Source organism: uncultured Xanthomarina sp. (genome assembly GCF_963971605.1).
In the GTDB taxonomy this organism is placed as follows: domain Bacteria; phylum Bacteroidota; class Bacteroidia; order Flavobacteriales; family Flavobacteriaceae; genus Xanthomarina; species Xanthomarina gelatinilytica.
On the sequence record NZ_CAXATZ010000009.1, the window covers coordinates 46,973 to 72,626 of the forward strand.

At 35.8% G+C, this 25,654-nt stretch carries 23 protein-coding genes; 12 read left to right on the top strand and 11 right to left on the bottom strand.

Annotation, left to right across the window (positions count from 1 at the left end; genetic code table 11):
• Positions 1-195: 195 nt before the first annotated feature.
• From AACY93_RS05440 to AACY93_RS05455, 4 genes are all read left to right on the top strand, one after another.
• Entirely contained in the window at positions 196-1,617 is a 1,422-nt protein-coding gene (locus tag AACY93_RS05440) for a tail fiber domain-containing protein (protein WP_287006053.1), read from the top strand.
• Between the two features lies 1 nt (position 1,618).
• Positions 1,619-2,593 carry a hemagglutinin protein gene (locus AACY93_RS05445; protein WP_287006051.1) on the top strand — a complete coding sequence of 325 codons (975 nt, stop codon included), beginning with the start codon at positions 1,619-1,621 and terminating at the stop codon, positions 2,591-2,593.
• Positions 2,594-2,623: 30 nt separating this feature from the next.
• The gene (locus tag AACY93_RS05450) at positions 2,624-3,451 is read left to right on the top strand and encodes a T9SS type A sorting domain-containing protein (RefSeq protein WP_286853589.1); all 828 of its coding nucleotides are present in this window, start codon (positions 2,624-2,626) and stop codon (positions 3,449-3,451) included.
• A gap of 221 nt (positions 3,452-3,672) precedes the next feature.
• On the top strand, positions 3,673-5,859 hold the full coding sequence (locus AACY93_RS05455; protein WP_287006049.1) for a tail fiber domain-containing protein: 2,187 nt from the start codon (positions 3,673-3,675) through the stop codon (positions 5,857-5,859).
• Here the strand turns inward: AACY93_RS05455 and ribB are convergent.
• From ribB to tpx, 6 genes are all read right to left on the bottom strand, one after another.
• Positions 5,856-7,013, bottom strand: a complete 1,158-nt coding sequence (ribB, locus tag AACY93_RS05460) for a 3,4-dihydroxy-2-butanone-4-phosphate synthase (RefSeq protein WP_287006047.1) — start codon at positions 7,011-7,013, stop codon at positions 5,856-5,858. The two genes, AACY93_RS05455 and ribB, sit on opposite strands and share 4 nt — an antisense overlap.
• Positions 7,014-7,048: 35 nt before the next feature.
• On the bottom strand, positions 7,049-8,920 hold the full coding sequence (locus AACY93_RS05465) for an LptF/LptG family permease (RefSeq protein ID WP_339611378.1): 1,872 nt from the start codon (positions 8,918-8,920) through the stop codon (positions 7,049-7,051).
• A gap of 7 nt (positions 8,921-8,927) precedes the next feature.
• The gene (locus AACY93_RS05470; RefSeq protein ID WP_287006046.1) at positions 8,928-9,566 is read right to left on the bottom strand and encodes an outer membrane lipoprotein carrier protein LolA; all 639 of its coding nucleotides are present in this window, start codon (positions 9,564-9,566) and stop codon (positions 8,928-8,930) included.
• 24 nt (positions 9,567-9,590) lie between these two features.
• Entirely contained in the window at positions 9,591-11,963 is a 2,373-nt protein-coding gene (locus AACY93_RS05475) for a DNA translocase FtsK (RefSeq protein WP_339611381.1), read from the bottom strand.
• 108 nt (positions 11,964-12,071) lie between these two features.
• Positions 12,072-12,440, bottom strand: a complete 369-nt coding sequence (locus tag AACY93_RS05480) for a diacylglycerol kinase family protein (RefSeq protein ID WP_287006044.1) — start codon at positions 12,438-12,440, stop codon at positions 12,072-12,074.
• Positions 12,433-12,939: a thiol peroxidase gene (tpx, locus tag AACY93_RS05485; protein ID WP_287006043.1), complete on the bottom strand. Its 507-nt coding sequence runs from the start codon at positions 12,937-12,939 to the stop codon at positions 12,433-12,435. Before tpx ends, AACY93_RS05480 begins: the two co-directional genes overlap by 8 nt.
• A 242-nt stretch (positions 12,940-13,181) precedes the next feature.
• Between tpx and AACY93_RS05490 the strand changes: the two genes are divergently transcribed.
• Positions 13,182-13,436, top strand: coding sequence for a hypothetical protein (locus AACY93_RS05490; protein WP_287006042.1), 255 nt, complete (start codon positions 13,182-13,184; stop codon positions 13,434-13,436).
• Positions 13,437-13,511: 75 nt separating this feature from the next.
• On the opposite strand, the gene AACY93_RS05495 is transcribed toward AACY93_RS05490, so the two are convergent.
• From AACY93_RS05495 to AACY93_RS05510, 4 genes are all read right to left on the bottom strand, one after another.
• Positions 13,512-13,769: a hypothetical protein gene (locus AACY93_RS05495; protein ID WP_007646649.1), complete on the bottom strand. Its 258-nt coding sequence runs from the start codon at positions 13,767-13,769 to the stop codon at positions 13,512-13,514.
• Between the two features lie 5 nt (positions 13,770-13,774).
• Positions 13,775-14,083, bottom strand: a complete 309-nt coding sequence (locus tag AACY93_RS05500) for a thioredoxin family protein (protein ID WP_007646647.1) — start codon at positions 14,081-14,083, stop codon at positions 13,775-13,777.
• Positions 14,084-14,166: 83 nt separating this feature from the next.
• A complete protein-coding gene (locus AACY93_RS05505) occupies positions 14,167-14,805 on the bottom strand; it encodes a peroxiredoxin (protein ID WP_007646646.1) in 639 nt (212 codons plus the stop codon).
• 141 nt (positions 14,806-14,946) lie between these two features.
• Complete coding sequence (locus AACY93_RS05510; RefSeq protein WP_287006040.1) at positions 14,947-16,416, bottom strand: Na+/H+ antiporter NhaC family protein; 1,470 nt, start codon at positions 16,414-16,416, stop codon at positions 14,947-14,949.
• 395 nt (positions 16,417-16,811) lie between these two features.
• Here AACY93_RS05510 and AACY93_RS05515 point away from each other — a divergent pair, with 395 nt between their 5' ends.
• Positions 16,812-17,585 (top strand): hypothetical protein, encoded by a 774-nt coding sequence (locus AACY93_RS05515; RefSeq protein WP_286853602.1) that lies wholly within the window; start codon positions 16,812-16,814, stop codon positions 17,583-17,585.
• Between the two features lie 20 nt (positions 17,586-17,605).
• Here AACY93_RS05515 and AACY93_RS05520 read toward each other — a convergent pair whose 3' ends face one another.
• Positions 17,606-18,805, bottom strand: a complete 1,200-nt coding sequence (locus AACY93_RS05520) for an aminotransferase class I/II-fold pyridoxal phosphate-dependent enzyme (RefSeq protein ID WP_286853603.1) — start codon at positions 18,803-18,805, stop codon at positions 17,606-17,608.
• Between the two features lie 166 nt (positions 18,806-18,971).
• Between AACY93_RS05520 and AACY93_RS05525 the strand changes: the two genes are divergently transcribed.
• The 6 genes from AACY93_RS05525 (at position 18,972) to AACY93_RS05550 (ending at position 25,651) form a co-directional block, all read left to right on the top strand.
• Entirely contained in the window at positions 18,972-19,430 is a 459-nt protein-coding gene (locus tag AACY93_RS05525; RefSeq protein WP_286853604.1) for an Lrp/AsnC family transcriptional regulator, read from the top strand.
• 47 nt (positions 19,431-19,477) lie between these two features.
• A complete protein-coding gene (locus AACY93_RS05530) occupies positions 19,478-20,248 on the top strand; it encodes a helix-turn-helix transcriptional regulator (protein ID WP_286853605.1) in 771 nt (256 codons plus the stop codon).
• A 300-nt stretch (positions 20,249-20,548) separates the two neighbouring features.
• Entirely contained in the window at positions 20,549-21,949 is a 1,401-nt protein-coding gene (gene lpdA / locus AACY93_RS05535) for a dihydrolipoyl dehydrogenase (protein WP_286853606.1), read from the top strand.
• A gap of 465 nt (positions 21,950-22,414) precedes the next feature.
• Entirely contained in the window at positions 22,415-22,813 is a 399-nt protein-coding gene (locus AACY93_RS05540) for a hypothetical protein (RefSeq protein WP_286853607.1), read from the top strand.
• A 567-nt stretch (positions 22,814-23,380) separates the two neighbouring features.
• Positions 23,381-23,566 carry a hypothetical protein gene (locus AACY93_RS05545; protein ID WP_286853608.1) on the top strand — a complete coding sequence of 62 codons (186 nt, stop codon included), beginning with the start codon at positions 23,381-23,383 and terminating at the stop codon, positions 23,564-23,566.
• Positions 23,567-23,806: 240 nt separating this feature from the next.
• Positions 23,807-25,651 carry a PLP-dependent transferase gene (locus AACY93_RS05550; RefSeq protein WP_286853609.1) on the top strand — a complete coding sequence of 615 codons (1,845 nt, stop codon included), beginning with the start codon at positions 23,807-23,809 and terminating at the stop codon, positions 25,649-25,651.
• The last annotated feature ends 3 nt before the right edge of the window (positions 25,652-25,654 follow it).

Sequence of the window (25,654 nt, forward strand, 5' to 3'; positions counted from 1 at the left end):
TATAAAACTGATAGCAAAACCCTCTAAACCCCATTTCAATACAGCTTAAGCCTAAATAGTTACATATGTTATATAGTATGTTACAATAGTGATATGTTGTGTGTTGAAACCCGATTAGATTTGAAAAACAAATACTTGATAATTAAAATGTTAACCTTATTATGGATACAACCATTAATATTAAAACATAAGCTAATGAAAACAAAGTACACATTTATATTATTCATGCTGCTGAGTATGATAACTTATGCACAAAATGGCATCAATTATAAGGCAGTCATAAAAGATAACCTAGGCAATGTGGTTGCCAATGACCTTATCGCCATACGGTTTAGCGTCTTACAAGGTGCAGGTCAAACCAATGTCTATGAAGAAACGCATACACCAACAACCGATTCCAATGGTATCATTATAGTTAACATAGGCGAGGGCACAGTAGTAAGTGGCGATTACAGTACTATTGATTGGGGAAGCGATTCACATTTTCTGAATGTACAGGTAAATACAGGTGGCGGATTTGTAGATATGGGAACAACCGAATTTAAAACGGTCCCTTATGCCTTGATGGCAAAAAGTATTGAAAACCCTTTATGGATTAAAAATGGTTTAGATGTTAGCTATATGGAAGGTGGTGTTGGAATTGGAACCAATACGCCTGAAAATAAACTCCATGTAGTTGGCGATTTATTAGTTCAATCCAATGTTGGGGGACTAATTTTGGGCTATCCAAATAATGGCAATCAATGGAAGTTTGCAACTACTGGAAGTGGTTCAGACTTACTATTCAGGTCCAAAGCAGATGGTTCAAGTTCACAAAGCACAAGACTAAAACTCTTGCAGAATGGAAATATTGTTATGGCAGAAACAGAAGGCAAAGTAGGTGTTGGAATTTCCAATCCAGCAAATCCTTTCTCGATTCTACAAACGTCTGGAGTTGAAAATACGGTTCGAATTGAAAGTCTAGACCACCAATTAGGTAAAGATTTGCTGGAATTGCAAATCCCTTCAAATGCAAGTTCAGCATCGCAATTTATTGAAATGCAAAAAGGGACTGAAATTGTAGCAGCAATTAACGGAGATGGTTCTGCAAATTTCAACAAGATAGGTGTTGATGGTAACCCTAATGGGAAACTACATATTTTTCAAAATGGTCAATCCGTAGGAACAGGACTTCGTTTTGATGATGGACTCAATTCCAATTGGGATATTACACACGGATATTCCTTACGGTTTCATTATGGAACCACTTTAAAAGGATATATTTTAGCTAACACAGGCGCGTACACAATAAGCTCTGATGTTAGCTTAAAAAAAGACATACAAAGTATGCCTACAACCTTAGATCGCGTTAAACAATTAAAACCTTCAACCTATGTTTATAAAGATGATATTACCAACACAAAAGCCATAGGTTTTATTGCTCAAGAAGTAAAATCTCTTTTTCCGGAATTGGTGCATTTCTCAGAAGCAGATGAATTGTATGGAATTGATTATGCTGGATTTAGCGTTGTAGCTATAAAAGCCATACAGGAACAACAGCATGAAATTGAGGACTTAAAGGTGCAAGTTAATGAGTTAAAGGATTTGATAGAGACCTTACTTAAAAAACAACAATAATATGAAAACAAAAGGTTTATTTTTAACAGCACTATTTATCAGTTTTTTATGTAGTGCCCAAAGCATCGAAAAATTCAGTGTCGATAGTGGAGGAGCCTCTGCCACAGCTGGAGAGCTGGAGATTTTATATACCATTGGTGAAGTTGCCGTACAAGAATTGAGCGTTGGAAACATAAAGATCTCCGAAGGGTTTATCAATGGAGGCATGAAAATAAGGATAGACCCGAGACTCTTTTTGCAAGGACCCCTTTTAAATCCAGTTTCAGCAGGACTAATGAATGACGATTTAAGACAAAACGCCTACATTCCAACAACCAGTCCGTATCCTGATGCAGCCACTTGCAATGCGTCTGTATTTAACGTGGTAGGATCTAACGCCATTGTGGATTGGGTTTGGATAGAATTACGTGCTGCCAATGACAATCAAAAATTGATAAACGGAAAATCGGCTTTACTTCAACGTGATGGTGATGTGGTAGCTATGGATGGTTTTTCAAATGTAATCATGACAGCTGCTCCAACCACTTATTATGTAGTTGTTAAACACAGAAACCATTTGGGAGCCATGAGCGCAGCTACCATTGCTATAAATGAAACTTCCCCAACAGTTGTTGATTTTACAAATTCAGGCTTTTCAACTTATGGTTTAAATGCCCAAGTTGTTTTGGGGTCTGGAGTTACAGCCTTATGGACAGGAAATACCAATAATACAAATTATATAAGGTTTTCAGGAGCCAACAATGATTCGAATGCCATAAAGGATTACATTTTATCTGATCCTGCCAATGGTTTTGGTTCGGTAACATTTTCATCATCAGGATATTTAAATACAGATTTAAACCTAAATGGGATTGCTAAGTTTTCTGGTTCTGGAAACGATAGTAACCTTATAAAGGACAATGTGCTAGCGCATCCATCCAATGGTTTTGGCACACCAACATTTACCATTCAAGCTACAGTCCCACCACAAAATTAATCGTAATATAAACTCTTAAAACCAATACCCATGAAAACAAAATACACCTTTATTCTATTTTTATTTGCAAGCCTGTGCACTATGGCCCAAGGCTATCAGTTCGGGATTGTGCACCTAACAGGAAACCAATTTAAAATGATTGCCGTACCTGATTTCGATTCAGATGCTTATGGTCCAAATGCCAATACAGATGTATCTGATGTTGGGTTTACCTTAGTATTGCCAGCAGGACCATCGCATATAATCAATTTGGTAAGTTTCTTTCCAAGCAGAACGTTCGACCTGTACGATTATGATGCTGCTTTTATAGCTGGTTTGGGATATGTAGGGTTTGATATTGATGTCTTTCAATTTAACATGCCTCCAGGCCAAACTATTTTACAGCATACAACAGGAGTGCCAATAGATTTGGTGAGTTTTGAGGTAACCAATCCAGGAGCTGAAACCCTGTTTATTATGCCTAACGATCATCCTTTAAATGTACAGGCTGGAAACATTTTCGAGAGTTTCTATAATTCTGATATTGATGGCCCAGGAAATGGAAATGGCACTTTAAATTTCTATACTGGAAATATTCCAGGGATGGAAAGCTTTAATTTAGAAACCCTTTCAGTACCAACTCAAGTTTTAAACGAGTCGACTATATCTGTTTATCCTAATCCAACCTCAGATTATTTATATGTTTCAACTAAGAACCAGATTATCTCTGTTGAAATGTTTGATATATTGGGTAAAAAAGTTTCACAGGTTTTAAATGGTAACCGAATACCTGTCAGTAATTTACAGTCAGGAATATATCTTGTAAAAGTTTATACGGATAAAGGACATATTACAAAGAAAATAGTCATAGACCCATAAAAGATGCTATTAATCGATGTTAAAGGGATTTGGGATTATTTTTTATTCTCATTCCCTTTTTTTTATTAAATTACTTCACCAAAGCTCTTCATCTTTAAGTCCATACCTATTTTAGTTATGTAAATGCTGTTGCCAAATACTCATATTTAGGAAACAAATTTATATTAAAATAACGTATTTGTATGTATTCAAAATATATGCAACGTCTAACTATGCTTTGTATGAAGAAACATTACCTAATTGTTTTATTTTTTCAAGTATTGATTACCTATACATATTCCCAAGTAGGTATTGGTACTACCAATCCACAGTCACAATTGGATATTCGTGCCTCAAATCAAATCTCACCAAGTCCTACCGATGGTATTTTAATTCCAAAAATTGATGTATTTCCATTAAGCAATCCCACGGAAGCCCAAGATGGGATGTTGGTATATGTTACTGGAAATGGTACTATAAACAAAGGGTTTTATTATTGGAACAACAGCTTGTCTTCATGGACATCCATAAAAGGTGCTGAAAAAATAAACGACTTAATGGATGGTAAAAGTGATAATGATGGCTCAGAAAATGGATCCTCAGTTTTTATTGGTCTTGGAGCAGGAATCAATGATGACAGTTCAGACAACCAAAATACAGGAATTGGTTTTGAAGCCATGGGCTCCAATACTTCAGGTTTTGATAATGTTGCTGCAGGTTACAGATCTCTTTTTAATAATACCACTGGAAGTTTTAATGTTGCCAATGGTTTTTATGCCATGTTTTCAAATGTATCTGGTGTTAGGAACACAGCCAGTGGTTATAGGTCCTTGTACAGTAACACTTCTGGATCTAATAATATTGGAATTGGTTATCAAACCTTGTTTGACAATATTTCAGGAAACAACAATGTGGCAATAGGTTATAATTCTCAATATGTTACTACTATAAGTGAGGGCAATGTATCTATTGGTTCCAATACTCTTTACCATTCAGGTGGTAATTACAATACAGTAATTGGAACAGATGCCCTTTCTGATTCCAATATAGGAGATTATAATACAGCTGTAGGTTATTCAGCGATGTATAGTAACACTTCAGGAAACAATAATATTGCCATTGGTTCCAATGCTCTTTACTCCAACACTATGGGATCTAATAATGTGGCTACTGGCTTTATGGCTTTAAATTCCAATACTAGTGGTAACAATAATGTGGCACACGGATTAAGAACCTTAAACAATAATACCATAGGAAACAATAATATAGCAACTGGTACCAGAGCTTTATTTTCTAATACTACAGGTTCAAACAATATAGCTACTGGAACTAGAGCCTTATATTATAATTTATCAGGCTCTTTTAATGTTTCAAATGGTACAAGAACTTTATATTTAAATACAACTGGTAGTTATAATGTGGCAAATGGGTTTAGAGCACTTAACTCAAATACCATAGGCAATAATAATATTGCTAATGGTTATCAAACTTTGTATTCTAATACAACAGGTTCCAATAACGTAGCTTCAGGTTATGAGTCCCTTAGAAACAATAGTACTGGTTATGATAATATAGCATTTGGAACACAATCCTTATATAGCAATACAGCAGGAGATGCTAATGTGTCCATAGGTACAAATAGCTTGTATTTTAATACAGTTGGTATTAATAATACTGCCATTGGTACAGAATCTGGATTAAATTCAAATGGAGATGCGAATATATTTTTAGGGTATGGAGCCGGTTACCATGAAACAGGTTCCAATAGATTGTATATAGAAAATTCTGATGCAGATGCTAACGAAGCTCTGATTTATGGCGAATTTGATACAGATAATTTAAGGTTTAATGGCCATGTGATGATAAGCAATGCCAATGCCTCACATTTGTACGCAACATTGTCTTTGGACAATTTGGAAATGGCCAATTTAGGGGGAAATAATTTAGGCTTGGATGGCGACATCGTACCATTTTCCAACAGTACATTCGATATAGGAAATAGTTTAATCAATCAACATTGGGATGAAGTGGTTGCCAATACTTTTGTGACTTATTCTGACAGGCGAACCAAGACTCATATTTCGGAGTTGCCATATGGGCTGGAGGACTTGATGAAGCTGCAACCAGTAAGTTATAGTTATAATGAAACCATTTCCCCAAACGATAGAACACGTTTGGGTTTGATAGCCCAAGATGTAGAAAAAATCATTCCGGAGGTTGTTATTACTGAAGATGTGGATATAGATCCTAAAACAGGTGAAAAAACTGTTGTTCCTGGGGATTATTTAGCTATGAGCTATATAGAATTGATTCCTGTACTTATTAAAGCCGTTCAAGAGCAACAAAACGAAATTGTTGCGTTAAGAAATCAATTGGAGAATTACCAATCCCTCGAAAAAAGAATCAAAGCTTTAGAGGACAAAAACTAATAACTTACATATTCAATTATTTCCAGTCCGTATCCTATCATCCCAACACGTTTGGTTTGTTCGCTATTGGACATCAAACGTAATTTATGAATGTTTAGATCGTGAAGTATTTGGGCACCAATTCCAAAATCTTTATTATCCATTTGAATGCTAGGCGCTTTAATCAGGTCTTTGTGATTTTGTTGTTGCTTAAGGATGGAAAGCCTGTGCAATAAGTTGGTGGATTGGTTTTGCTGATTGATAAAAATGATAGCGCCTTTACCTTCTTCATTTATCAGTTGGAACATATCGTCCAACTTTTTATCGGCATTATTGGTTAGCGTTCCTAAGATATCATTATTTACCAATGTAGAGTTTACCCGAGTTAACACATGTTCGTTGGTGTTCCAAGTTCCTTTTGTAATGGCTATGTGTACTTGATTATTGGTAGTTTGTTGGTATGCTCTAAGCCTAAATTTACCAAAACGCGTTACCATATCAAAATCTTCTTTCTTTTCAATTAAGGAATCGTGTTGCATTCTGTAAGCTACCAAGTCTTCAATGGAAACAATTTTTAAATCGAATTTTTTTGCTACTTCCACCAGTTGAGGTAAACGCGCCATGCTGCCATCTTCGTTCATGATTTCAACAATTACACCAGCAGGTTTTAATCCAGCCAATCTGGCAAAATCTATGGCAGCTTCTGTATGTCCAGTTCTACGTAACACACCACCTTCCCTAGCAACCAAAGGAAAAATATGTCCTGGTCTGGCCAATTCAAAAGGTTTGGTGTTTTCGTCAACAAGGGCTTTTACTGTTTTGGCCCTGTCACTTGCCGAAATACCTGTGGTAACACCATTGCCTCTTAAATCTACGGAAATGGTAAAGGCAGTTTCCATAGGATCGGTATTGTTGTTGACCATCATGTTTAACTCCAAAGCCTTGCAACGTTTTTCGGTTAAAGGAGTACATATTAGACCACGTCCATGGGTTGCCATAAAGTTTATCATTTCTGGCGTTACCATTTCTGCAGCAGCCAAAAAATCGCCTTCATTTTCCCTGTCTTCATCATCAACTACTATAATAACTTTACCATTTCTAATATCGTTAATGGCTTCTTCAATACTGTGTAATTGAATGTTTGTAGTTTGGTTTGCTGTTTTAAGCGTGGACATAAAGCTTATTTTTTAATATGGTGCAAAGATATGGCTTATTTTAAACTAACAGAAAGGTCATCGTTAATTTTGTTCCTTCTTAAAAAATGTGTCAACGGATAAAAAACAAATCCCATTATGAGTAGGATTGGGTTTTTAGTAACACCTTTTAAGGCTATCAATTTGTATATAGATCGTAATTTTAAGGAAGACACAATAAAATAGATGAAACAAACAAAAAACGAAATAATCCCCAATTGTAGGCAAACCACAGCAATTTCTTCCAATTTGTTATTTCTTAAAATGAAGTATAATGGTATTAAGATGGCGCCAATAATGTAGAAAATGAAAGTGAATTTAGCGTATTCCTTATAATCTGAATGTCTTTTTCTTATGGTGCCAAAATCTTCAGTATGGGCTAAAGGTTCCTGTGAAATATCCAAATTTTCCTCTATCACTTCCCGAACAGCGTCAGGCAATTTCGATTTGTTGTTTACATTTTCTTTATCCTTAATTTTAAGGATTTTTTTAATTGGCTCTAAAATATGGTCAAATTCAAACAAACCACGATCTGCCGTAGCCCTTTTGGTTAAATATATTCCCAAGGGTAACATGATGATGGTTGAAAACCAAGAAGCAAACACAGGGTTCAAACTGCCGTCTTTGGCGCTGTTTTTTGCAAATATGCCAATAAAATGATAGGTTAAAAACAACAAGATGGCAATAACCATAGGCAGTCCAATACCTCCTTTTCTTATTAAAGCGCCTAAAGGTGCTCCCACAAAAAATAAAATAATACAGGCAAAGCCCAAGGCTAGTTTTTCGTGTAAAGCTATTACATGTCTGTTTAACCAAATAGATTTGGTTTTCAAGCCTTGCTCTTTAACGTCTATTATTTGAAGGGTACTTTTAAATGTGTTTTGTGCCAAATCTATAAGTTGTACTTTGTCTTTATGACTGAAAAGTTCCAGAATCTCACCATTATAGATAGAGTCTGTTTTACTAACAACACCTTTGTTGATTATTGGTAAATTGGTCCTGTTGTACAAGTTTTCGGCCAATTCTTTAATATTGTTGTCCCTATCAATTTTTAAGGTATCAATGGTATAGCTTAAATCTTTTATGTTAAGCATGTTGTATTTGTCGCTAATGTCTTTTTGCTCCAGATCAACATTGTTGAGGTTCGATAAATCAACATTAATGGTATATTTTTTAAAGGCGCTTTTGGTCATGGGCTTTTTTAGCCTGTCTTTATGGTCTTTTGGAGGTGTGTCGTCATAAAAATATCCATCATAGAGAATAAGTTGAAGGATATCAGAATCTTCTTCACCTATAAGTTCCCCGGTTTTGGAGTAAATGGTTGTGTAGTTCCCAGCTTTGCCACCCGTTTTTTTGTGGATGAGTACTTCTTCTAAATACTGTCCTCTGTCGCCACTTTTATCGGCTACTTTAATATTGTATTCGTTTCCAACTTCATTAAACTGTCCTTTGGCAATTACCATGGCAGGTTTTAATTTGGCTATATTTTTCCGAAGGTTATAAGAGTTATATTCTGCCCAAGGGATTACGTTGTTTGAAAAGAAAAAAGTAGTGATTCCCAAAGCCACGATAAAAATGCTTAAGCCTTTCATGGCACGCTGCAAAGAAATACCTGTGGATTTCATGGCAGCAAATTCATAGTTTTCGGCAAAACTTCCAAACACCATGATGGATGCCAACAAGATGGTCAAAGGCAAAACCAATGGAATTAATTTAGGGGAAAAATAAAGCAAGAACTTAGCCACAACAACCATATCCAGGTCTTTTCCAGCCAATTCCTTTATATATAGCCAGATGGTTTGTAAAACAAAAATCAGCATGAGAATCACAAACACGCTGATAAAAGTTTTAAGGTATGAGGTTAGTATGTATCTATCTAAAATCTTCAAAAGTTACTTAATCCAATTTGTTAATATAGTAATCTTTATACTTGTTCTTGTCAAAAGTAAATAAGGATTTCGATATAGGTTCGTTTGTTTTAAAAGAATTAACAGTTAAAGTGGTTTTTGTTCCGTTTTTACCTATCTCTATAAGGTTATAGATGTGTTTGGTTTGAGCGTCTATTCCCAATAGCACATTTTTAATTTCGGAATTGGAATCCATAGGAGTGAGTTTTACATACTGTATTTTTCTTCCTTTCACATCTTGAATAATGTCCATTTTATAGGTATAGCCATCCTCATAAAACGAAAGCATTTTACTGGGTGTAATGCTATTTTCATCATCTGGGTTTTCAGTTGAAATAGTTACTTCCTCATCGTCAGGACTAATACTATACAGTGTTTTACCATCATAAATACGGGTGGCACCCAAAATGTTTAAACGGTATTTGTCTCCTTGCATCACGACATCTCCACGTGTTTCCTGTTTGATGTTTTCGGCTGTATTGTCCAGTACATACTTAAAATCTATTGAAATATTATTGTAGCTTTTAGCCTTTTGTGACACTTCGTCCAATAGCGCTTTGGCTTTACTGTCCTGTCCAAAAGACATGGTATAAATGAAGAGGGTAAAAATTAATGTTATTTTTTTCATTTTTATATTTTTTATTTGACTTAATTATTGACTTTCGTTTTCCAATAATTGATTAAGTGCTGCTAAATCTGGGACTAGAACCTGTCTGGCTTTACTGCCTTCAAAACCACCAACAATGCCTGCAGCTTCCAACTGGTCTATTAAACGTCCAGCGCGATTGTAGCCTAACTTTAATTTACGTTGCAATAAAGACGCAGATCCTTGTTGAGCCGTTACAATAATTTCGGCAGCATCACGAAATAAGGCGTCCCTATCGTTTATATCTACATCAAGACTTGTGCCACTTTCCTCGCCAACATACTCAGGTAACATATAGGCTTCAGGATAGGCTTTTTGAGAGCCAATAAAATCGGTTATTTCTTCTACTTCAGGAGTGTCAACAAAAGCACATTGAATTCGTATCATGTCGTTTCCTTGTGTGTAGAGCATGTCTCCACGACCTATTAGTTGGTCTGCACCAGAACCATCCAAAATTGTTCTGGAATCTATTTTACTGGTTACCCTAAAGGCTATTCTTGCTGGGAAATTGGCTTTTATGATCCCTGTTATCACGTTAACAGAAGGTCTTTGGGTAGCAATGATTAAATGAATTCCGATGGCTCTGGCAAGTTGTGCCAAACGCGCAATGGGAGTCTCCACTTCCTTACCCGCTGTCATGATTAAATCGGCAAACTCATCGACAACCAAAACAATATAGGGTAAAAATTGGTGACCGTCATTAGGGTTTAACTTACGTGCTTTAAATTTGGCATTGTATTCTGCAATGTTTCTACACAAGGCATTTTTAAGCATCTCGTAACGGTTGTCCATTTCTATGCACAACGAGTTTAAGGTATTTATAACCTTTGTGTTGTCTGTAATAATAGCATCTTCGCTATCTGGCAGTTTGGCCAGGTAATGACGTTCTATTTTGTTGAACAAAGTCAATTCCACTTTTTTGGGATCTACCAGAACAAATTTCACTTCTGCTGGATGTTTTTTATAGAGCAAAGAGGTTAAAACGGCGTTCAGTCCAACCGATTTTCCTTGTCCAGTGGCTCCAGCCATTAGCAAGTGAGGCATTTTTGCCAAATCCACCACAAAGGTTTCGTTGCTAATGGTTTTGCCTAAAGCAATTGGCAATTGCATATCTGATTTCTGAAATTTTTGTGATGCAATTACAGAACGCATGGAGACTATGGTGGAATTTTTATTGGGAACCTCAATACCAATGGTTCCTTTTCCTGGAATAGGAGCAATAATCCTGATGCCTAATGCAGATAGTGACAAAGCAATATCATCTTCCAGGTTTTTAATTTTCGAAATCCTGATACCAGCATCTGGAACTATCTCATAAAGTGTGACTGTTGGACCAATTGTGGCTTTTATGCTTGCAATGCCTATTTTGTAGTTGTTTAGGGTTTCTACAATTCGGTTTTTGTTTTCTTCCAGTTCTTCTTGGTTGATGGTAATGCCTTCAGATTCGTATTTTTTCAATAAATTCAATGAAGGGAACTTGTAGTTGCTCAATTCCAGGGTTGGGTCGAACTGACCAAAATCTTCTACCAATTTATTCGAAAGGTTATCGGTTTCTGAAAGTTCTTCAGCTACTTTTTCAACCTCAATGGTCATTTCTGCCTCTTCTTTTTCAGGTTCGGGTTTTGGTTTGGATTTTGTTTCTTGAGCAAGTTCTTCCTGCTCATCAGTAGGTTTTTCAATAGCCAATTCGAATGCCGATTTAATATCTTCAGCTTCAGCAGTTAAATCGTTATCTATAGGAACTGTAACATCATCTGTAGCTGTGTTAAATTCATTTTTAATATCTTTTGAAGCTCTTTGGAACAGGTTTTTAAAGGTGTCGGCTGTCACTTTAAAACGTATGGCCAAGTAGGTAATTAAAAAGAAAACAAGTAGGAGAGAGGTGCCTATTTTTCCTAAGTAATCTTGTAAAAACAGGTTCATTTCAAATCCTATGGTACCACCAAGAATATCCAATTTTTCGGTAAAAAAACCAAAAAAGATAGCTAGCCAAATAACGATAAGCGTGCCCCAAAACCAATGTTTTCGCAATTTTTTTGTGCTGGAATTGGTTAATACAAATACACCAGAAAGGAAAATAAGTCCAGCAAAAATAAAGGAAGCAATACCAAAGCCACGTTGTATAAAAAAATCGCTCAGCCAGGCTCCTGTTTTATTGAGCCAATTTTGTGGCTTTACATCCCTTGAGGTGAATTCGGTAAGCGTACTTTGATCTGCTTTTCCTGTAAAAAGGAAAGATACAAAGGCTATAAAAAGCAAGAGTCCCAATAAGACCAAAAAGCTACCCAATACCAGTTTTTGTTGATTTGTCAACTTAAAACTTGGGACTTTTAATTTGGGTTTACTGGAGTTTGTTGTTTTTGTTTTCTTCTTTGCCATGTTTACTTTCCTGGAAACAGAAATAAGTTCTATCTATATTGGTTTGTATGGTTTGCCCCATGAAGCAAAAATACAAATTACTAACGTTTATCCTAATGGTAAAAGTATTTAAAAAATCTTAGGAAAATAAATGATGCCACCAACTATTAACGCTACCAAAGCAAATATAAAAACAGCTCCAGCAGCCAGGTCTTTAATGAGTCCAATTTTTGGATGGTATTCTGGATGTATAAAATCTGCCATTTCTTCTATGGCAGTGTTTAAGCCTTCCAGTGCAATTATAATACCTATGGTCAAGGTTTGCAAGATCCATTCGGTTGTGCTAAGATCTACCAGAAAGCCTATCAATGTCATGTTTATCCCAATAAACACCTGTATTTTGATACTGGGTTCTGTTTTTAATAAAAGCCAAGCGCCATTAAAAGCAAAGGCCACGCTTTTTAACCTGTTAACAAAAAAGGACTCTTTTTTAGTCATCCATTAAAGCCTCAAGTGCAGCTTTATAATTAGGTTCATCTGCAATTTCAGGAACTTGTTCCGTATATTTAACGGTTCCATTTTCATCTAAAACCACAACACATCTGGAATGGAGAGCTTCCAATGGACCATTTACAAAATTTAGGCCATAGGCTTTTCCAAAGCTTCCATCTTTATAATCGGAAAGAGATATAACATGGTCCAAGCCTTCGGCACCACAAAATCTTTTTAAGGCAAAAGGAAGGTCTCTAGAAACACAAAGCACTTTGGTATTATCCAGCTCTGATGCTTCTTGATTAAATTGTCTAACCGATTGGGCACATGTGCCTGTGTCCACACTTGGGAAGATGTTCAAGACCACTTTGTTTCCAGCAAAATCGTTTAGGGTTTTACTGCTTAAATCGGTTGTGGTGAGTTTAAAATCTGGAGCTTTGCTTCCAACTTTAGGAAGTGTTCCAGACGTTTGTACGTTATCTCCATGTAAGGTTACTGTTGCCATAATTTTTTTGTTTTTTGTTTATATAAAAATACTAATAAAATAAGAGTTTCACTACAATGTTGTTTCCCATTTTTTTAATTTAAGAAATAATCCCTCAAATGGTTTAAGTTCAGTAAGTTTTGTTGGTGACAGTTGTTAAGGGTATGTTAGATTTATGTTAAAGCGGAATCTGTAACATCCATACGTTCCAAGTCTTGCGTACATAAGGAAACAAATCTATAAACATAAATAAACCTATTATTATGAAAGTATCAAAGAAATTATTTGGAGCCATGGCATTAACCTGTTTTTTAGGATTTTCTCAATTAACATTTGCACAAACAGCAGATAATAACACTGAAACCAAAACCGAAGAAACAACCCAAGTACAGGAACAGGCGCAACTTAAGACAGACTCTGAGGTAAAAAAAGAAAAAACCGAATTAAAAGCTAGGGAAGAGCAAGCCGTTGAATCCAAGGCTGTCAAAGAAGAGGAAATAGATGACGATAATAAATAAGAGTTTATATATTTCCATAAAAAAGCCTCTACATTTTAAAATGTAGAGGCTTTTTGTATGTATGCTAATGATGTTCTAAGAATCAATGGAACCAAGAACCCGTTTCATAAAGCTGTTCAGGGCTTCTTTTTTTGGGGTACCATCTTTCACCATTTTTTGAACCTCCAAAGCGCCATACATATTGGAAATCAATTCCCCAATCACATCAAGCTCTTCGTCTTTAAGCGAAGGAACTTCTGTAAGGGCTTCTAGGGTTTCAATGGTTTCTATAACAAAATCTTCATCGTTTTCTTCAATGAACTGAGTGAGATGCTTGATAATTGGTAATTTCATAATGTTTAATTTACGTTATCAACCAATTCTTTTAATACCTCAAACTTGTTTGTTTGCACCTGATTGATAAAATCCCCTTTCTTAAACGTTGCAAAAGTTGGTAAGTTATCAACTTTTGCCAGTTTTCTGGATTCCGGAAATTTTTCAGCATCTGCAATTACAAATACTTTACCATCGTTTTCTGAAGCCAATTTTTTGAATTTAGGCTTCATGATTCTACAATTACCACACCAAGTTGCCGAATACTGTACCACAACCGTATCGTTATTGTTAATGATGTCCTGTAAATTGTCTTGATCTAATTCTTGTACCATATCTTTTGTAATTTTCAAAAATTCAAAATCCAAATTCCAAAACCCAATAAATCCTGTTTTGGAATTTGGATTTTGGAGTTTTTTTAGTGAGTTGCTAAGTAAGCAGCAGTCCCTTTAGCGTTTGGCTGCATGGCATCTTTGCCTTCTTCCCAGTTTGCTGGACATACTTCGCCTTTTTCCTGTACGTGCGTATAGGCATCAATTAAACGTAAATATTCTTTAACGTTTCTTCCTAAAGGCATGTGATTGATGCCTTCGTGGAACACTGTTCCTTCTTCATCTATTAAATAAGTAGCTCTGTAAGTTACGTTGTCACCTTCTACGGTTACAATGCCAGTTTCTTCATCGTATTTTTCATTGGTGATGTCTAAGATACCTAAGATGGAAGATAAGTTGCGGTTAGAGTCTGCCAATATTGGATAGGTAACGCCTTCAATACCTCCATTGTCCTTAGGGGTGTTCAGCCAAGCAAAATGTACTTCTGGAGTATCACAAGATGCGCCAATAACTATGGTGTTACGTTTTTTGAATTCTTCCATAGCTTCTTGGAATGCATGTAACTCGGTTGGACATACAAATGTGAAGTCTTTTGGATACCAAAATAAAACTACTTTTTTCTTGTTGTTTACTGCTTCTTCAAGAACGTTTACTTTAAAGGTGTCACCCATGTCGTTCATTGCGTCTACATTCAAATTTGGGAATTTTTTTCCTACAAATGCCATATGTTTTATATTTTAATTGTTAATAAATTTCTCTATTGCAAATATAAGACACCAAGGCGTTTTTTAAGCTGAATAAAATCTTATTTTCTTATCGAAGCATAGGTATTGTCTATTATGAACTTGCAAATTAATAGGAAATTACTATTTGTCAGTTGAAAGTTGTCTGATTTTAATTTGAAAAGCAGCAAAAAGTAAGGTAGTGAATGGACTCAGCCAGTTAAAAATGGCATACATGAAGTATTCTCCAACACCTACACCCAATACTCCTGATTGGTAGGCTCCACAGGTGTTCCAAGGTATCAAAACAGAGGTGACCGTTCCTGAATCTTCAAGGGTTCTACTTAGGTTTTCTGGAGCCAATCCTTTATCATGATAAGCTTTTTTAAACATTTTACCAGGAATCACTATCGCCAAGTATTGATCGGAAGCAATGGCATTTAAACCCAAACAACTGATAACCGTACTGGCAAAAAGCCCAAAAACCGTTGTGGCTACAGAAAGTAACGCTTTGGTGATTCTAGAAAGTGAACCAATGGCATCCATAATGCCACCAAAAACCATGGCACAACAAATTAAAAAGATGGTCCAAAGCATGCCTTTCATGCCACCAGCAGAAAATAAATCGTTTAATTTTTCATTATCGGTTGTGATTTGTGTATCTGTAAAGATGGCATTGATAATGGAGCCAAATTTAGAAGATGTTAATTGATCCAAAATATTTGGTTGATAAATAAATGCAAACAAGGCAGCCAATAATACACCAATCCCAAGCGCAATTAGAGGTTTTGTTTTTAATAATATGAGAACAATTACAGCCAAAGGCACCATAAATAACATGGGAGTGATGTTGAATGTTTTGTCAATACTGCCCAGTAAGCTGCTTAAATCGGCATTTCCAGTGGTTTCAATCGTCATGCTCATGATACTAAAAGCAATTAGGGTCACTATTAGGGTAGGTACAGTGGTAAAGGTCATATAGCGAATATGGGTAAACAAATCTGTTCCGGCCATGGCAGGAGCCAAATTGGTGGTGTCGCTTAAGGGAGACATTTTATCTCCAAAATACGCTCCAGAAATTACAGCTCCAGCTATCATCCCTGTAGAAATGCCCAAAGCAGACCCAATGCCAACCAGTGCAATACCAACAGTTGCTGAAGTGGTCCAGGAACTACCAGTGGCAATGGATATAACTGCACAAATAATTATTGAGGCAGGTAAAAAAATGGCAGGACTTAATACTTGTAAACCATAATAAACCATTGCAGGTATTACTCCACTTACCAACCAGGTTCCAGCCAAAGCACCAACCAAAAACAAAATCATGATGGGCACAAAAACACTTTTTAGGTTTTCCCAAACTTCTTTAAGCATTAAACCAAAGCGGACTTTATTAAAAAACCCAACCAGAGCAGCTATGCCACCACCAATTAATAATATAAATTGATTGGAATATTCTCCCATGGATTCCCCATCTGCATAAAATATGTTGTAAGCCAACATCATCATTAATAGAACCACTGGAATTAAAGCTTCCCAGATGCTAAGTTCCTTGTTTTCAATTATGGTTTGATCCTCAATTTCAATTTCAGAAAGGTTTTTATCGTCTTGCATTGTTTCAGTTAGTTAATTTAGGATTGTAATGTTACGATTTTCACCTTAAGTATGCAAATCCATTACCTTGCACATCATTGTTTTTACTCAAAGCATATACGGATTTGTTTAACAAATTGGTATTGGAGTCTGTTTATGGGAGGTTTTTTTGTAAGGAACTTGGTCAAACAAGGCTGGACAACCTGTTTTTTCAGCTTTGTTTTTATCATCCATTTTGTTTAGCTGATTTTTTATGGAAATTTGGAACAAGCGTGTGGATAGAATTGATTTTTAATATGAAAAATATTACGCAAAGAATCCTCTTTTACACCATATCAGATTAAAGACTTCTTTTATCGAAATGAGCCTTTTTATATTTGTCTGTGGATTATCTTTGTGAGACAATATTTTTAGCAATGGGTCTTCAAAAAAATGTCCTGTTTTTTTGTCTTTTTTTCTTTGTTTCCATAAAACTCTTTGCACAAGTTGGAATAGGGACAACCACACCTCATGACTCATCGGTTTTAGATATCAGCAGTTCCAATTCTGGTGTATTGGTGCCTAGGGTTGCCTTGCAATCCACATGGGACACAAGTACCATTTTAAATCCAGAAACCAGTTTACTGGTTTACAACCATCAAAGTATGGCGGATGTATATCCAGGTTTTTATTTTTGGAACGGGAGTCGCTGGAGCCGAATCAATGATCAAGCCAACGAAAGTTCCCAATTGATATTTGGGGAAATTTACAGAACCAGTCCTGAAGAACGATTTTACAATTACTTGCCCATTGAGTTTGGAACCCTTGGGGTTCATCAAAACATTTCAGCCGATTCCAATAGTTTTCTGGTTCCGGTTTCGGGTATTTACAGGGTTTCTTATGCGATTTCCATAGTTATGAGAGGAGCCAATAATTCGCCTGTGACCTTGGGGTTCTTTTTGTCCACAGGATTGGCACCACCTCTAAATCCTCCCAATCCTCCTTCAGGTCCCGCAATAACAGATAGGATCCCAGGATCTTATTGCCATACGCGAGTCACTCCTTTAGGGAATAGTTCCTGTAGCATGACCAAGTTGGTGCATTTGCAGGCCAATCAAAGGGTGTATCTTTTTTCAGATAGCAGTTTTAGTATTGTAAGGATTTTACCTCATACAGCCTTAATGAACCTAGAGCTCATTAAGCCCGATTAAAATACGAGGAAACTAATTGCTTATAAAATATTCAATTCTTTCATGCAGGCATGCATGATGTTGAAGGTGCGTTCTATATCTGCATCCAAACCAATGGAGAAACGTATCAAGCCATCGCTTAAACCCATTTCTTTTTGTTCGTCTTCAGGAATTTCGGAAGAAGTGGAGCTGCCAGGAGCAGAGAATAAAGTTTTGTAAAACCCTAAACTTACAGCCAAGTATCCCAAGTTTTTTTCTTGCATCAATTCCATTAAGGCATTGGCTTTATCCAATGAGCCAACATCTATGGTAAGCATACCACCAAAACCATACTTTTCATTCATCATGCTTTTAAACAAATCATGAGAAGGATGCGAAGCTAAGCCTGGATATACTGTTTTTAAACCCAAGGCTTCAAATTTTTCAGCTAGGTATGTTGCATTTAGGCTGTGTTGTTGCATTCTAATGTGCAAGGTTCTAAGGTTTTTTAATACAGATGCAGCCCTTAAACTGTCCATGGTGGCACCTAATAACATACAGGCACCATCGTTTACGTTGCGTAAATCGTTTATAAACTCCTGAGTTCCACAAACCACACCACCAACGGTATCGCTGGATCCATTGATGAATTTTGTTAAACTGTGGATTACAATATCTGCACCTAATTGAACTGGTGAAATGGATAAAGGCGAAAAAGTGTTGTCCACTATCAATTTTAAATTATGTTTTTTGGCTAGTTTAGCCAAGCCAGCAATATCTGCCACTTCCAACAAGGGGTTGCTTACAGATTCGCAATAAAGTACTTTGGTATTTGGTGTAATGGCAGCTTCAACCACATCCAATTTGGTGATATCCACAAAAGTGGTGTTGATGTTGAATCTTGGTGCAAAGTTCTTTAAAAAGGCATAAGTACCACCATAAATGGTCCTACTGGACACTACATGGTCTCCTGCACCACAAAGTTGCATGATAACAGGCGTTATGGCTCCCATACCAGAAGCAGTGACATTGGCTGTTTCTGTTCCTTCCATGGCAGCCAAAGCTTCCCCTAAATACAGGTTGGAAGGCGAGGAGTGCCTGGAGTATAAATAACAACCATCTGCATTGCCTTCAAAGGTATCGAACATGGTTTTTGCCGATAAAAAAGTGTAGGTTGATGAATCTGAAATGGAAGGGTTTACACCTCCAAATTCCCCAAAATATTGTAAGTCTTGTATGTTGTTTGCTGGTTTAAATGCCATAATGCTATTTGTTTTAAGTGATTATTGATGTAAATATCAAGTATTTTAGACAAATTATCAACTAGATATTGCATCTTTAGATTATAAAACTATCAAATTGTATATTTGTAGAATATAAACAAGGTTTCTTAGGATTTCTAACTTTGAAACTGAAAATTTTTCAATTATGACTTTTGATGCTATCGATAAAAAACTGATATCGTTTTTACAAGCAGATAGCAAACAAACCAACAAAGAGCTATCCAACAAATTAAACCTATCTGTTACAGCAGTTTATGAGCGTATCAAAAAGCTGGAACAGCAAGGCGTTATTTCAAAATATGTGGCCTTGGTTAAAAAGGAAAAAGTAGATAAAAGCTTTGTGGCTTTCTGCCATATCAAACTCATTCAACACACGCAGGATTATGTGGTAAAGTTTGAAAAAGAAGTGGCCAATTTGCAGGAAGTTATGGAATGTTACCATATTAGTGGCGACTACGATTATCTGTTAAAAGTAATTGTGGAAGACATGGAAGCCTTTCGGGAATTTATGGTCAATAAATTAACGTCCATCCATCATATTGGAAGCACGCACAGCATGTTTGTTATCAACGAAGTGAAACACACCACAGCTATTAACATCTAATTAGATTCAAATTTATATCTTGCAATTAAATACCATAAACATAAATTATGCTCCTTAAGCAAATAAAAACTATTTATCACGACATATTTAAGTCCTACGATCATCCTAGCTTGACTCACCATATTAAAAAGATAATAGAGCTAGATACTTATTTACCATATAGCTCAACATTTTTCTGTATTACAAACACCCAAAATCTAACCTTTGAGTTTATCAGTAAAAACATGACTTCATGTATAGGACTGGAAAAAGGTATTTTATTAAAAGAAGGCATGCGTAATTTCTGGAACCGGATTCATCCAGAGGATGTGGAATTGTGGCTAAAGGCTTTAAACGATTTAATGGTCTTCACTTTAGAAGAAATTTCTATTGAAGATAGACAACGCATGAGCTATACTTGGAATTACCGATTATTGAACGAAGCAGGTAGCTATGTGAACATCATTCAAAACACCACACCCTTGGAATTCGATTCAGACATGAAACCCATTATAGGTTTAGCACATTATACCGTTTTAGACCCTAAAATTAAAATGTCTATTACAGCCACTGCCAAACTTTTAAATGAAAATAACGAATACGAAACCAAGTATTTCAATAACTTCTCGCAAAAACTATTAACCAATGGATTAAGTAATCGCGAACGTGATGTCATCAGATTATTAACTTTAAATAAATCCAGTAAAGAAATTGCCCAAGGCCTAAATATTAGTCCTAATACAGTAGACACCCACAGACGTAACATTCTAAAAAAACTAAATATTTCTTCAACCGGAGAACTCATTGGCATGCTTAAAATGAACAAAAGTATGATGTAAGTTTGATATTTACTCAATTTGAGTATTGCAAGACTTTCAAAAGAATCCCAACTTTGTAATGCTATTAATTAGTTCATAGGGAGAATTAAGGATAAACAGGGCAACCCAATATTTTATTGGTGTTGCCTTTGTTGATTTTACGTCTCAAATAAAATCCTAAATATGGAGATGCTTTTTTTATGGTCGTCCCACAAAACATTTGTACTTTTGTATTCAATTATAACAAACCTTGACGTGCTGAACGAGACTGCAAAGAGCGCAGTTGAAGTGAGGCATTATTATAAATAAATTATTTACCTTATGAATTCATACGATGTAGCCATTATTGGTTCTGGTCCTGGAGGTTATGTAGCAGCCATACGTTGCGCACAACTGGGAATGAAAACTGCTATTATAGAAAAATATCCTGTACTAGGAGGCACCTGTCTTAACGTAGGTTGTATCCCTAGTAAAGCCCTTTTAGATTCGTCCCATCACTACGAAGATGCTGTAAAACATTTTGAAGAGCATGGTATTGAAATTCCAGGTGACATTAAGGTGAATTTAAAACAAATGATTGACAGGAAACAATCGGTTGTGGATCAAACCACTGGTGGTATCGATTACCTAATGAAGAAAAACAACATTGAAGTCTATCAAGGCGTAGGAAGCTTTAAGGACGCGACCCATGTTGTGATTAAAGGTGAAAAAGAAACAGAAATTGAAGCCAAGAACATCATTATTGCCACAGGTTCCAAGCCTTCAAGTTTACCGTTTATAAACATTGACAAAGAACGTATTATTACCTCCACAGAAGCTTTAAAACTCACCGAAATCCCTAAGCACTTAATCGTGATAGGAGGAGGGGTTATTGGTCTGGAACTTGGACAGGTTTACAAACGTTTGGGAGCTGAAGTGTCTGTTATAGAATATATGGACAGAATAATTCCAACCATGGATGCAGGTTTGTCCAAAGAGTTGAATAAAGTGCTTAAAAAGCAAAAGTTCTCAATAAATACGTCCCACAAAGTAAAATCGGTTGAAAGAAAAGGCAAGGAAGTGATTGTCAAAGCCGATAACAAAAAAGGTGAAGAAGTAACGTTTAAAGGCGATTACTGTTTGGTATCTGTTGGTCGTCGTCCCTATACCGATGGCTTGAATGCCGAAGCAGCTGGCGTGAAGTTAAACGACAGAGGTCAGGTAGAGGTCAACGAACATTTACAAACCAACGTATCAAACATTTATGCCATTGGCGATGTGGTAAAAGGTGCTATGTTGGCACATAAAGCCTCCGAAGAAGGAACCTTGGTAGCCGAAGTTATTGCAGGACAGAAACCACATATAGATTACAATTTAATTCCTGGTGTGGTTTACACCTGGCCAGAAGTGGCATCTGTTGGTAAAACCGAAGAGCAACTTAAAGAAGCAGGAGTAGAATATAAAGCAGGACAATTCCCAATGCGTGCTTTGGGTAGAAGTAGGGCCAGTATGGATTTAGACGGGTTTGTAAAAATACTTGCTGATAAAAACACAGACGAAATTTTAGGCGTTCACATGATTGGCGCAAGAGCAGCCGACATGATTGCCGAAGCTGTGGTAGCTATGGAATACAGAGCCTCTGCCGAAGATATTTCCAGAATGTCTCATGCACATCCTACCTTTGCCGAAGCCACTAAAGAAGCTGCCTTGGCAGCAACAGAGGATAGGGCATTGCATATATAATACCCATTAGGTGTCTCAAAGCTTTTTTGAAAGCTTTTTATTGACTGCCAAAAACATATATCGAAAAAAGCAACCTGAGAAGGTTGCTTTTTTTTTGTGTTTAACAAGGCGTTTAGCATTATGGAAACTCTTAGTTATATTTATAAAAATTTTTAAATTTGATTGCTGACCCTTTTACATAAGTAGAAAACAACCACTACAATTTTGAAGCGCTTAAAATTATTAAATACTTTGACCAAATCTTGAATCCGACTTAACGATTAACTCGTATAAAATTTAATATTGTCATATTCATAAAGAAACAAAGTTCAAAACAGTCTTCAGTTTAAAAGAAAAACGAAAACAAAAACACGGCTAAAAAACCACTCTATTTGTGAATGATTTTACACAATGTCATTCCATAAAACATTTTTTAATTTCTATTTTTTATTTCCTAAATTAGGTGTTTAAAACACGATTTAAAACATGTCAGTAATTATGGAAATAGACAAAACAGAAGCGTTGTTAAAAAAGTTTGGTTACCAATTTCAAAGGAAAAATAACGAACTGATAATTAAAATGGCCTTTGCTCAAAGAGTGATCGTTGAATTTTCCGAACCTGATAAAATAGTCATAAAAGATAAACTTGTTGGTTGGAATTTTTTAACTGGACTGATTGAAATGAGCATTAAAAAAGCAATTCTTTACAACTTTATTGGAGCCATAATCATAACATTCCTTTTTATGTTCCTCAATTTAAAATACAGTGGACTGAATATGGTTTTTTTATTTTTGGCATTTATGGTTTGGGTGTTGCTTTGGACCATGTTTTACTTGATTAAAGCAGAGAACCTGAAACGGATTTTAATACAGTGGAATGAATGAGGATATGTGACATATAACATAAGCAAATAAAAAAGTTGGCAGACAGAAATGGATCATGAAAAACTAAAAAGTTCAATATCCTTAATTTAAATAAAAAAAAACCGTTAGTGAGACATTTTTTTTACAAGAGTCGTTATACAATTTTAGGAAACCTCATTTAAACCATGAGGTTTTTTTGTTTATTTTAGTTGGGTTTACTGAATAGTGTAAGAATACAAACGTCTAATTATGAATGGCGTACGGTTTGTTTGTAATGTTGTTATTGGTATAAGCACTAAGCATATATACAATAACCAAACTGGAAATTAGCATGACAATAAGTTTTAAATATTTCATAATAATAGGTGTAATGTTTCCTCGAATGTAGGACTGTCAGGAGCTAAACTTTGTAAAACATAAGTAAAAAAGTGCAAAAAATGTTTAAAAGGGTTTAGCAAGACTCTAAACAAAGGGCTTAAAGTCTATTCGATAATTTATGTTATTAAATTAATGAATTGCAATGACGTTTTTAGAATATAATTTTTAATTTTATTACGTTTAAAAAAAATAAAACAAAAACAAGCTACTATGAGCAGAAAAACAGGAGCTATTGGTGTTTTAATAGCTGGAATCTTACTCTTAATCATGAATTTTCTTGAGTTGGACTTTAACCATTTGGAAAAAGGGCCTTTAGCTGGGATACTTTCAAATGTTCTACTAATTATAGCCATGATTTTAAGTATAAGACACTTAAACAACGAAGAACAAACCTAAGATTAGAATACTGTTATATGGTATCTAAAATCAACAGTATTTTTAATAAATGATATTTTAATCACGCTTTGTGGCATTATTTCATGCTTTGAGCAGATTATATTCAAATCAACCCAAAATGGTTTTCTCAGCCAGGCAGACTTCTATATCCAAATGTTAAATCCTATCTAAAAAACCTCTGGTTTAACTTTAAAGAAATTCTAAAAAATGTAACTTGCAGCTTTTCTAAAAACACACATAATGGAAGTGAATAACATGCTGGAATACCTTAAAAAAGTCATACATAACATGCCAACCGATTGGTTGCGTTTAACAACCCATCGTTTGGATATTTACAACGAATCCTTGGCAAAAACCCAATTCTTGGACGCTTTTGAAACCTTGTATCAACAAAACAATGCAGACACATCTGCACTAGAAACATTACCTACAGCTTACGATTATATTCGCTTGGGTCATCCATTATCCAGTGTTTTGGAATGGACTATTGCCAACTTGCATCAAATAAAACCAAGTCATGTCATTAGTTTTTCGTCACAGACCATTCCTGTATTGGCTGTTCTAAGAAAAAATCTTTTCGAAAATAAAAACACCCAAATTGCTTACACAGGACATTTACCTCAAGGTTTTGATGCTGAAATCATCAAAAACATCTATGGTTACTCCTTTGAATTAATTAAAGTGGAACATATAGATAACATTCCAGCGTTTCAAGGAAGCACTATTTATATATCGCAAGAAGCCAACCTAGAAACCATGCAGCTTTTTGAGAATATAGATTTTTATATCAGTCTGCATAAAAACTTAGGAAGTATTCTAATAGTAAATGGCAAGCAAAACGAAAATTATGTCTCAGAAATTCAGCATGTAAGACGAAGAGAAACCATTGCCATGACACCTGCAGATTGTCTGGTTGCTTTAAAAGCATTGATACACCATAAACCTGTGGAGAGTGACAACAAGCTTGTGGAAGCAAACAAAACAAGCGTCTTAAATTCTATTAATAAAATTACTGAAACAACCACAAAAGCGCTTGTGGCTTCCAGTGGCTTGTCTATTCAATATGCCATCCTCATGGGACTCATTCACGATGCCATTGAGAATCATCAGGGAAAAGCCATTAAGATAATAGTGCCTCCCAACTGTTATGGTGGCACAAACGACCAAGCCAGACGCGTGGCAGCCTGTCTTAATAATGTAGACATTGTAGACTTGTTGGTGGATGGAGATAACAATATGGTAGATAGTATAGACACTGTTTTGGCTAGCATTGCCAAAGAAGATGCCATCCCTTATATTATTGCCGAAATCCCTACCAACCCACGAGTTGAAGTTCCAGACCTTAACAAGTTAAGAGATGTTTTAAGTAAAGAGCGACAAACAGCAACAGGTACAACTGCAATGGCTCCTGTTTTTATTTTAGATCAAACCTTTTGTCCTAATGTGCCATTTTTAGCTGAAGATGGCATGCTCTCTCAGGTTAAAACCATATCCTTTGCCAGTGGTTCCAAATTCCCTAGTGGCGGACTTTGTACAGCAGGTTACTGTGTAGGAAACAAGCCAACCAAAAGATTGATGGATAAAATAGAAACGCATTTGTTGCTTTGCGACAACGAAGCTACAGCTCTTCAATACCAGATTCTGGCCAAACAGCTGCCTACCATGACACAACGTATAGCCGATGCTTATACAAACACAAGGGAGTTTGTAAACTTCATTCAAGAAGTCTTACCAGAAGCAAAAATAAATTTTGTTTCAGAAGCCTTGGCAGAGCAAGGGTTTACACCTTCTGTTTTTTCTTTGGACTTGCCTACCAAAGGCGAAACGGCTGAAGAAAAAGAAGCTTATAAAAGAGCCTTGAATTTAAAATTAATCAACTTAATGATAACCAAAATACCTGACGAAAGCAAGTTTTGTGTGAGTTATGGACAGTTAAAAGGCTGTTATTGGACCGTTCCAGCTACATCTACTCAAGGAACCACCAAAGAAGGTGATAAAGATTATATAGTTCGTGCATCGCTTTCCCCAAATTTGGATTTGGAGCTTCATAAAAAGGTTTTTATGGAATTTGTTGAAAGCATGTAAGTT

Excerpts from the sequence above, each read along its gene's own strand:
- AACY93_RS05440 (WP_287006053.1), top strand. The coding sequence starts at position 196 with ATGAAAACAAAGTACACATTTATATTATTCATGCTGCTGAGTATGATA.
- AACY93_RS05445 (WP_287006051.1), top strand. The coding sequence starts at position 1,619 with ATGAAAACAAAAGGTTTATTTTTAACAGCACTATTTATCAGTTTTTTA.
- AACY93_RS05450 (WP_286853589.1), top strand. The coding sequence starts at position 2,624 with ATGAAAACAAAATACACCTTTATTCTATTTTTATTTGCAAGCCTGTGC.
- AACY93_RS05455 (WP_287006049.1), top strand. The coding sequence starts at position 3,673 with ATGAAGAAACATTACCTAATTGTTTTATTTTTTCAAGTATTGATTACC.
- ribB (WP_287006047.1), bottom strand. The coding sequence starts at position 7,013 with ATGTCCACGCTTAAAACAGCAAACCAAACTACAAACATTCAATTACAC.
- AACY93_RS05470 (WP_287006046.1), bottom strand. The coding sequence starts at position 9,566 with ATGAAAAAAATAACATTAATTTTTACCCTCTTCATTTATACCATGTCT.
- AACY93_RS05475 (WP_339611381.1), bottom strand. The coding sequence starts at position 11,963 with ATGGCAAAGAAGAAAACAAAAACAACAAACTCCAGTAAACCCAAATTA.
- AACY93_RS05480 (WP_287006044.1), bottom strand. The coding sequence starts at position 12,440 with ATGACTAAAAAAGAGTCCTTTTTTGTTAACAGGTTAAAAAGCGTGGCC.
- tpx (WP_287006043.1), bottom strand. The coding sequence starts at position 12,939 with ATGGCAACAGTAACCTTACATGGAGATAACGTACAAACGTCTGGAACA.
- AACY93_RS05490 (WP_287006042.1), top strand. The coding sequence starts at position 13,182 with ATGAAAGTATCAAAGAAATTATTTGGAGCCATGGCATTAACCTGTTTT.
- AACY93_RS05495 (WP_007646649.1), bottom strand. The coding sequence starts at position 13,769 with ATGAAATTACCAATTATCAAGCATCTCACTCAGTTCATTGAAGAAAAC.
- AACY93_RS05500 (WP_007646647.1), bottom strand. The coding sequence starts at position 14,083 with ATGGTACAAGAATTAGATCAAGACAATTTACAGGACATCATTAACAAT.
- AACY93_RS05505 (WP_007646646.1), bottom strand. The coding sequence starts at position 14,805 with ATGGCATTTGTAGGAAAAAAATTCCCAAATTTGAATGTAGACGCAATG.
- AACY93_RS05510 (WP_287006040.1), bottom strand. The coding sequence starts at position 16,416 with ATGCAAGACGATAAAAACCTTTCTGAAATTGAAATTGAGGATCAAACC.
- AACY93_RS05515 (WP_286853602.1), top strand. The coding sequence starts at position 16,812 with ATGGGTCTTCAAAAAAATGTCCTGTTTTTTTGTCTTTTTTTCTTTGTT.
- AACY93_RS05520 (WP_286853603.1), bottom strand. The coding sequence starts at position 18,805 with ATGGCATTTAAACCAGCAAACAACATACAAGACTTACAATATTTTGGG.
- AACY93_RS05525 (WP_286853604.1), top strand. The coding sequence starts at position 18,972 with ATGACTTTTGATGCTATCGATAAAAAACTGATATCGTTTTTACAAGCA.
- AACY93_RS05530 (WP_286853605.1), top strand. The coding sequence starts at position 19,478 with ATGCTCCTTAAGCAAATAAAAACTATTTATCACGACATATTTAAGTCC.
- lpdA (WP_286853606.1), top strand. The coding sequence starts at position 20,549 with ATGAATTCATACGATGTAGCCATTATTGGTTCTGGTCCTGGAGGTTAT.
- AACY93_RS05540 (WP_286853607.1), top strand. The coding sequence starts at position 22,415 with ATGTCAGTAATTATGGAAATAGACAAAACAGAAGCGTTGTTAAAAAAG.
- AACY93_RS05545 (WP_286853608.1), top strand. The coding sequence starts at position 23,381 with ATGAGCAGAAAAACAGGAGCTATTGGTGTTTTAATAGCTGGAATCTTA.
- AACY93_RS05550 (WP_286853609.1), top strand. The coding sequence starts at position 23,807 with ATGGAAGTGAATAACATGCTGGAATACCTTAAAAAAGTCATACATAAC.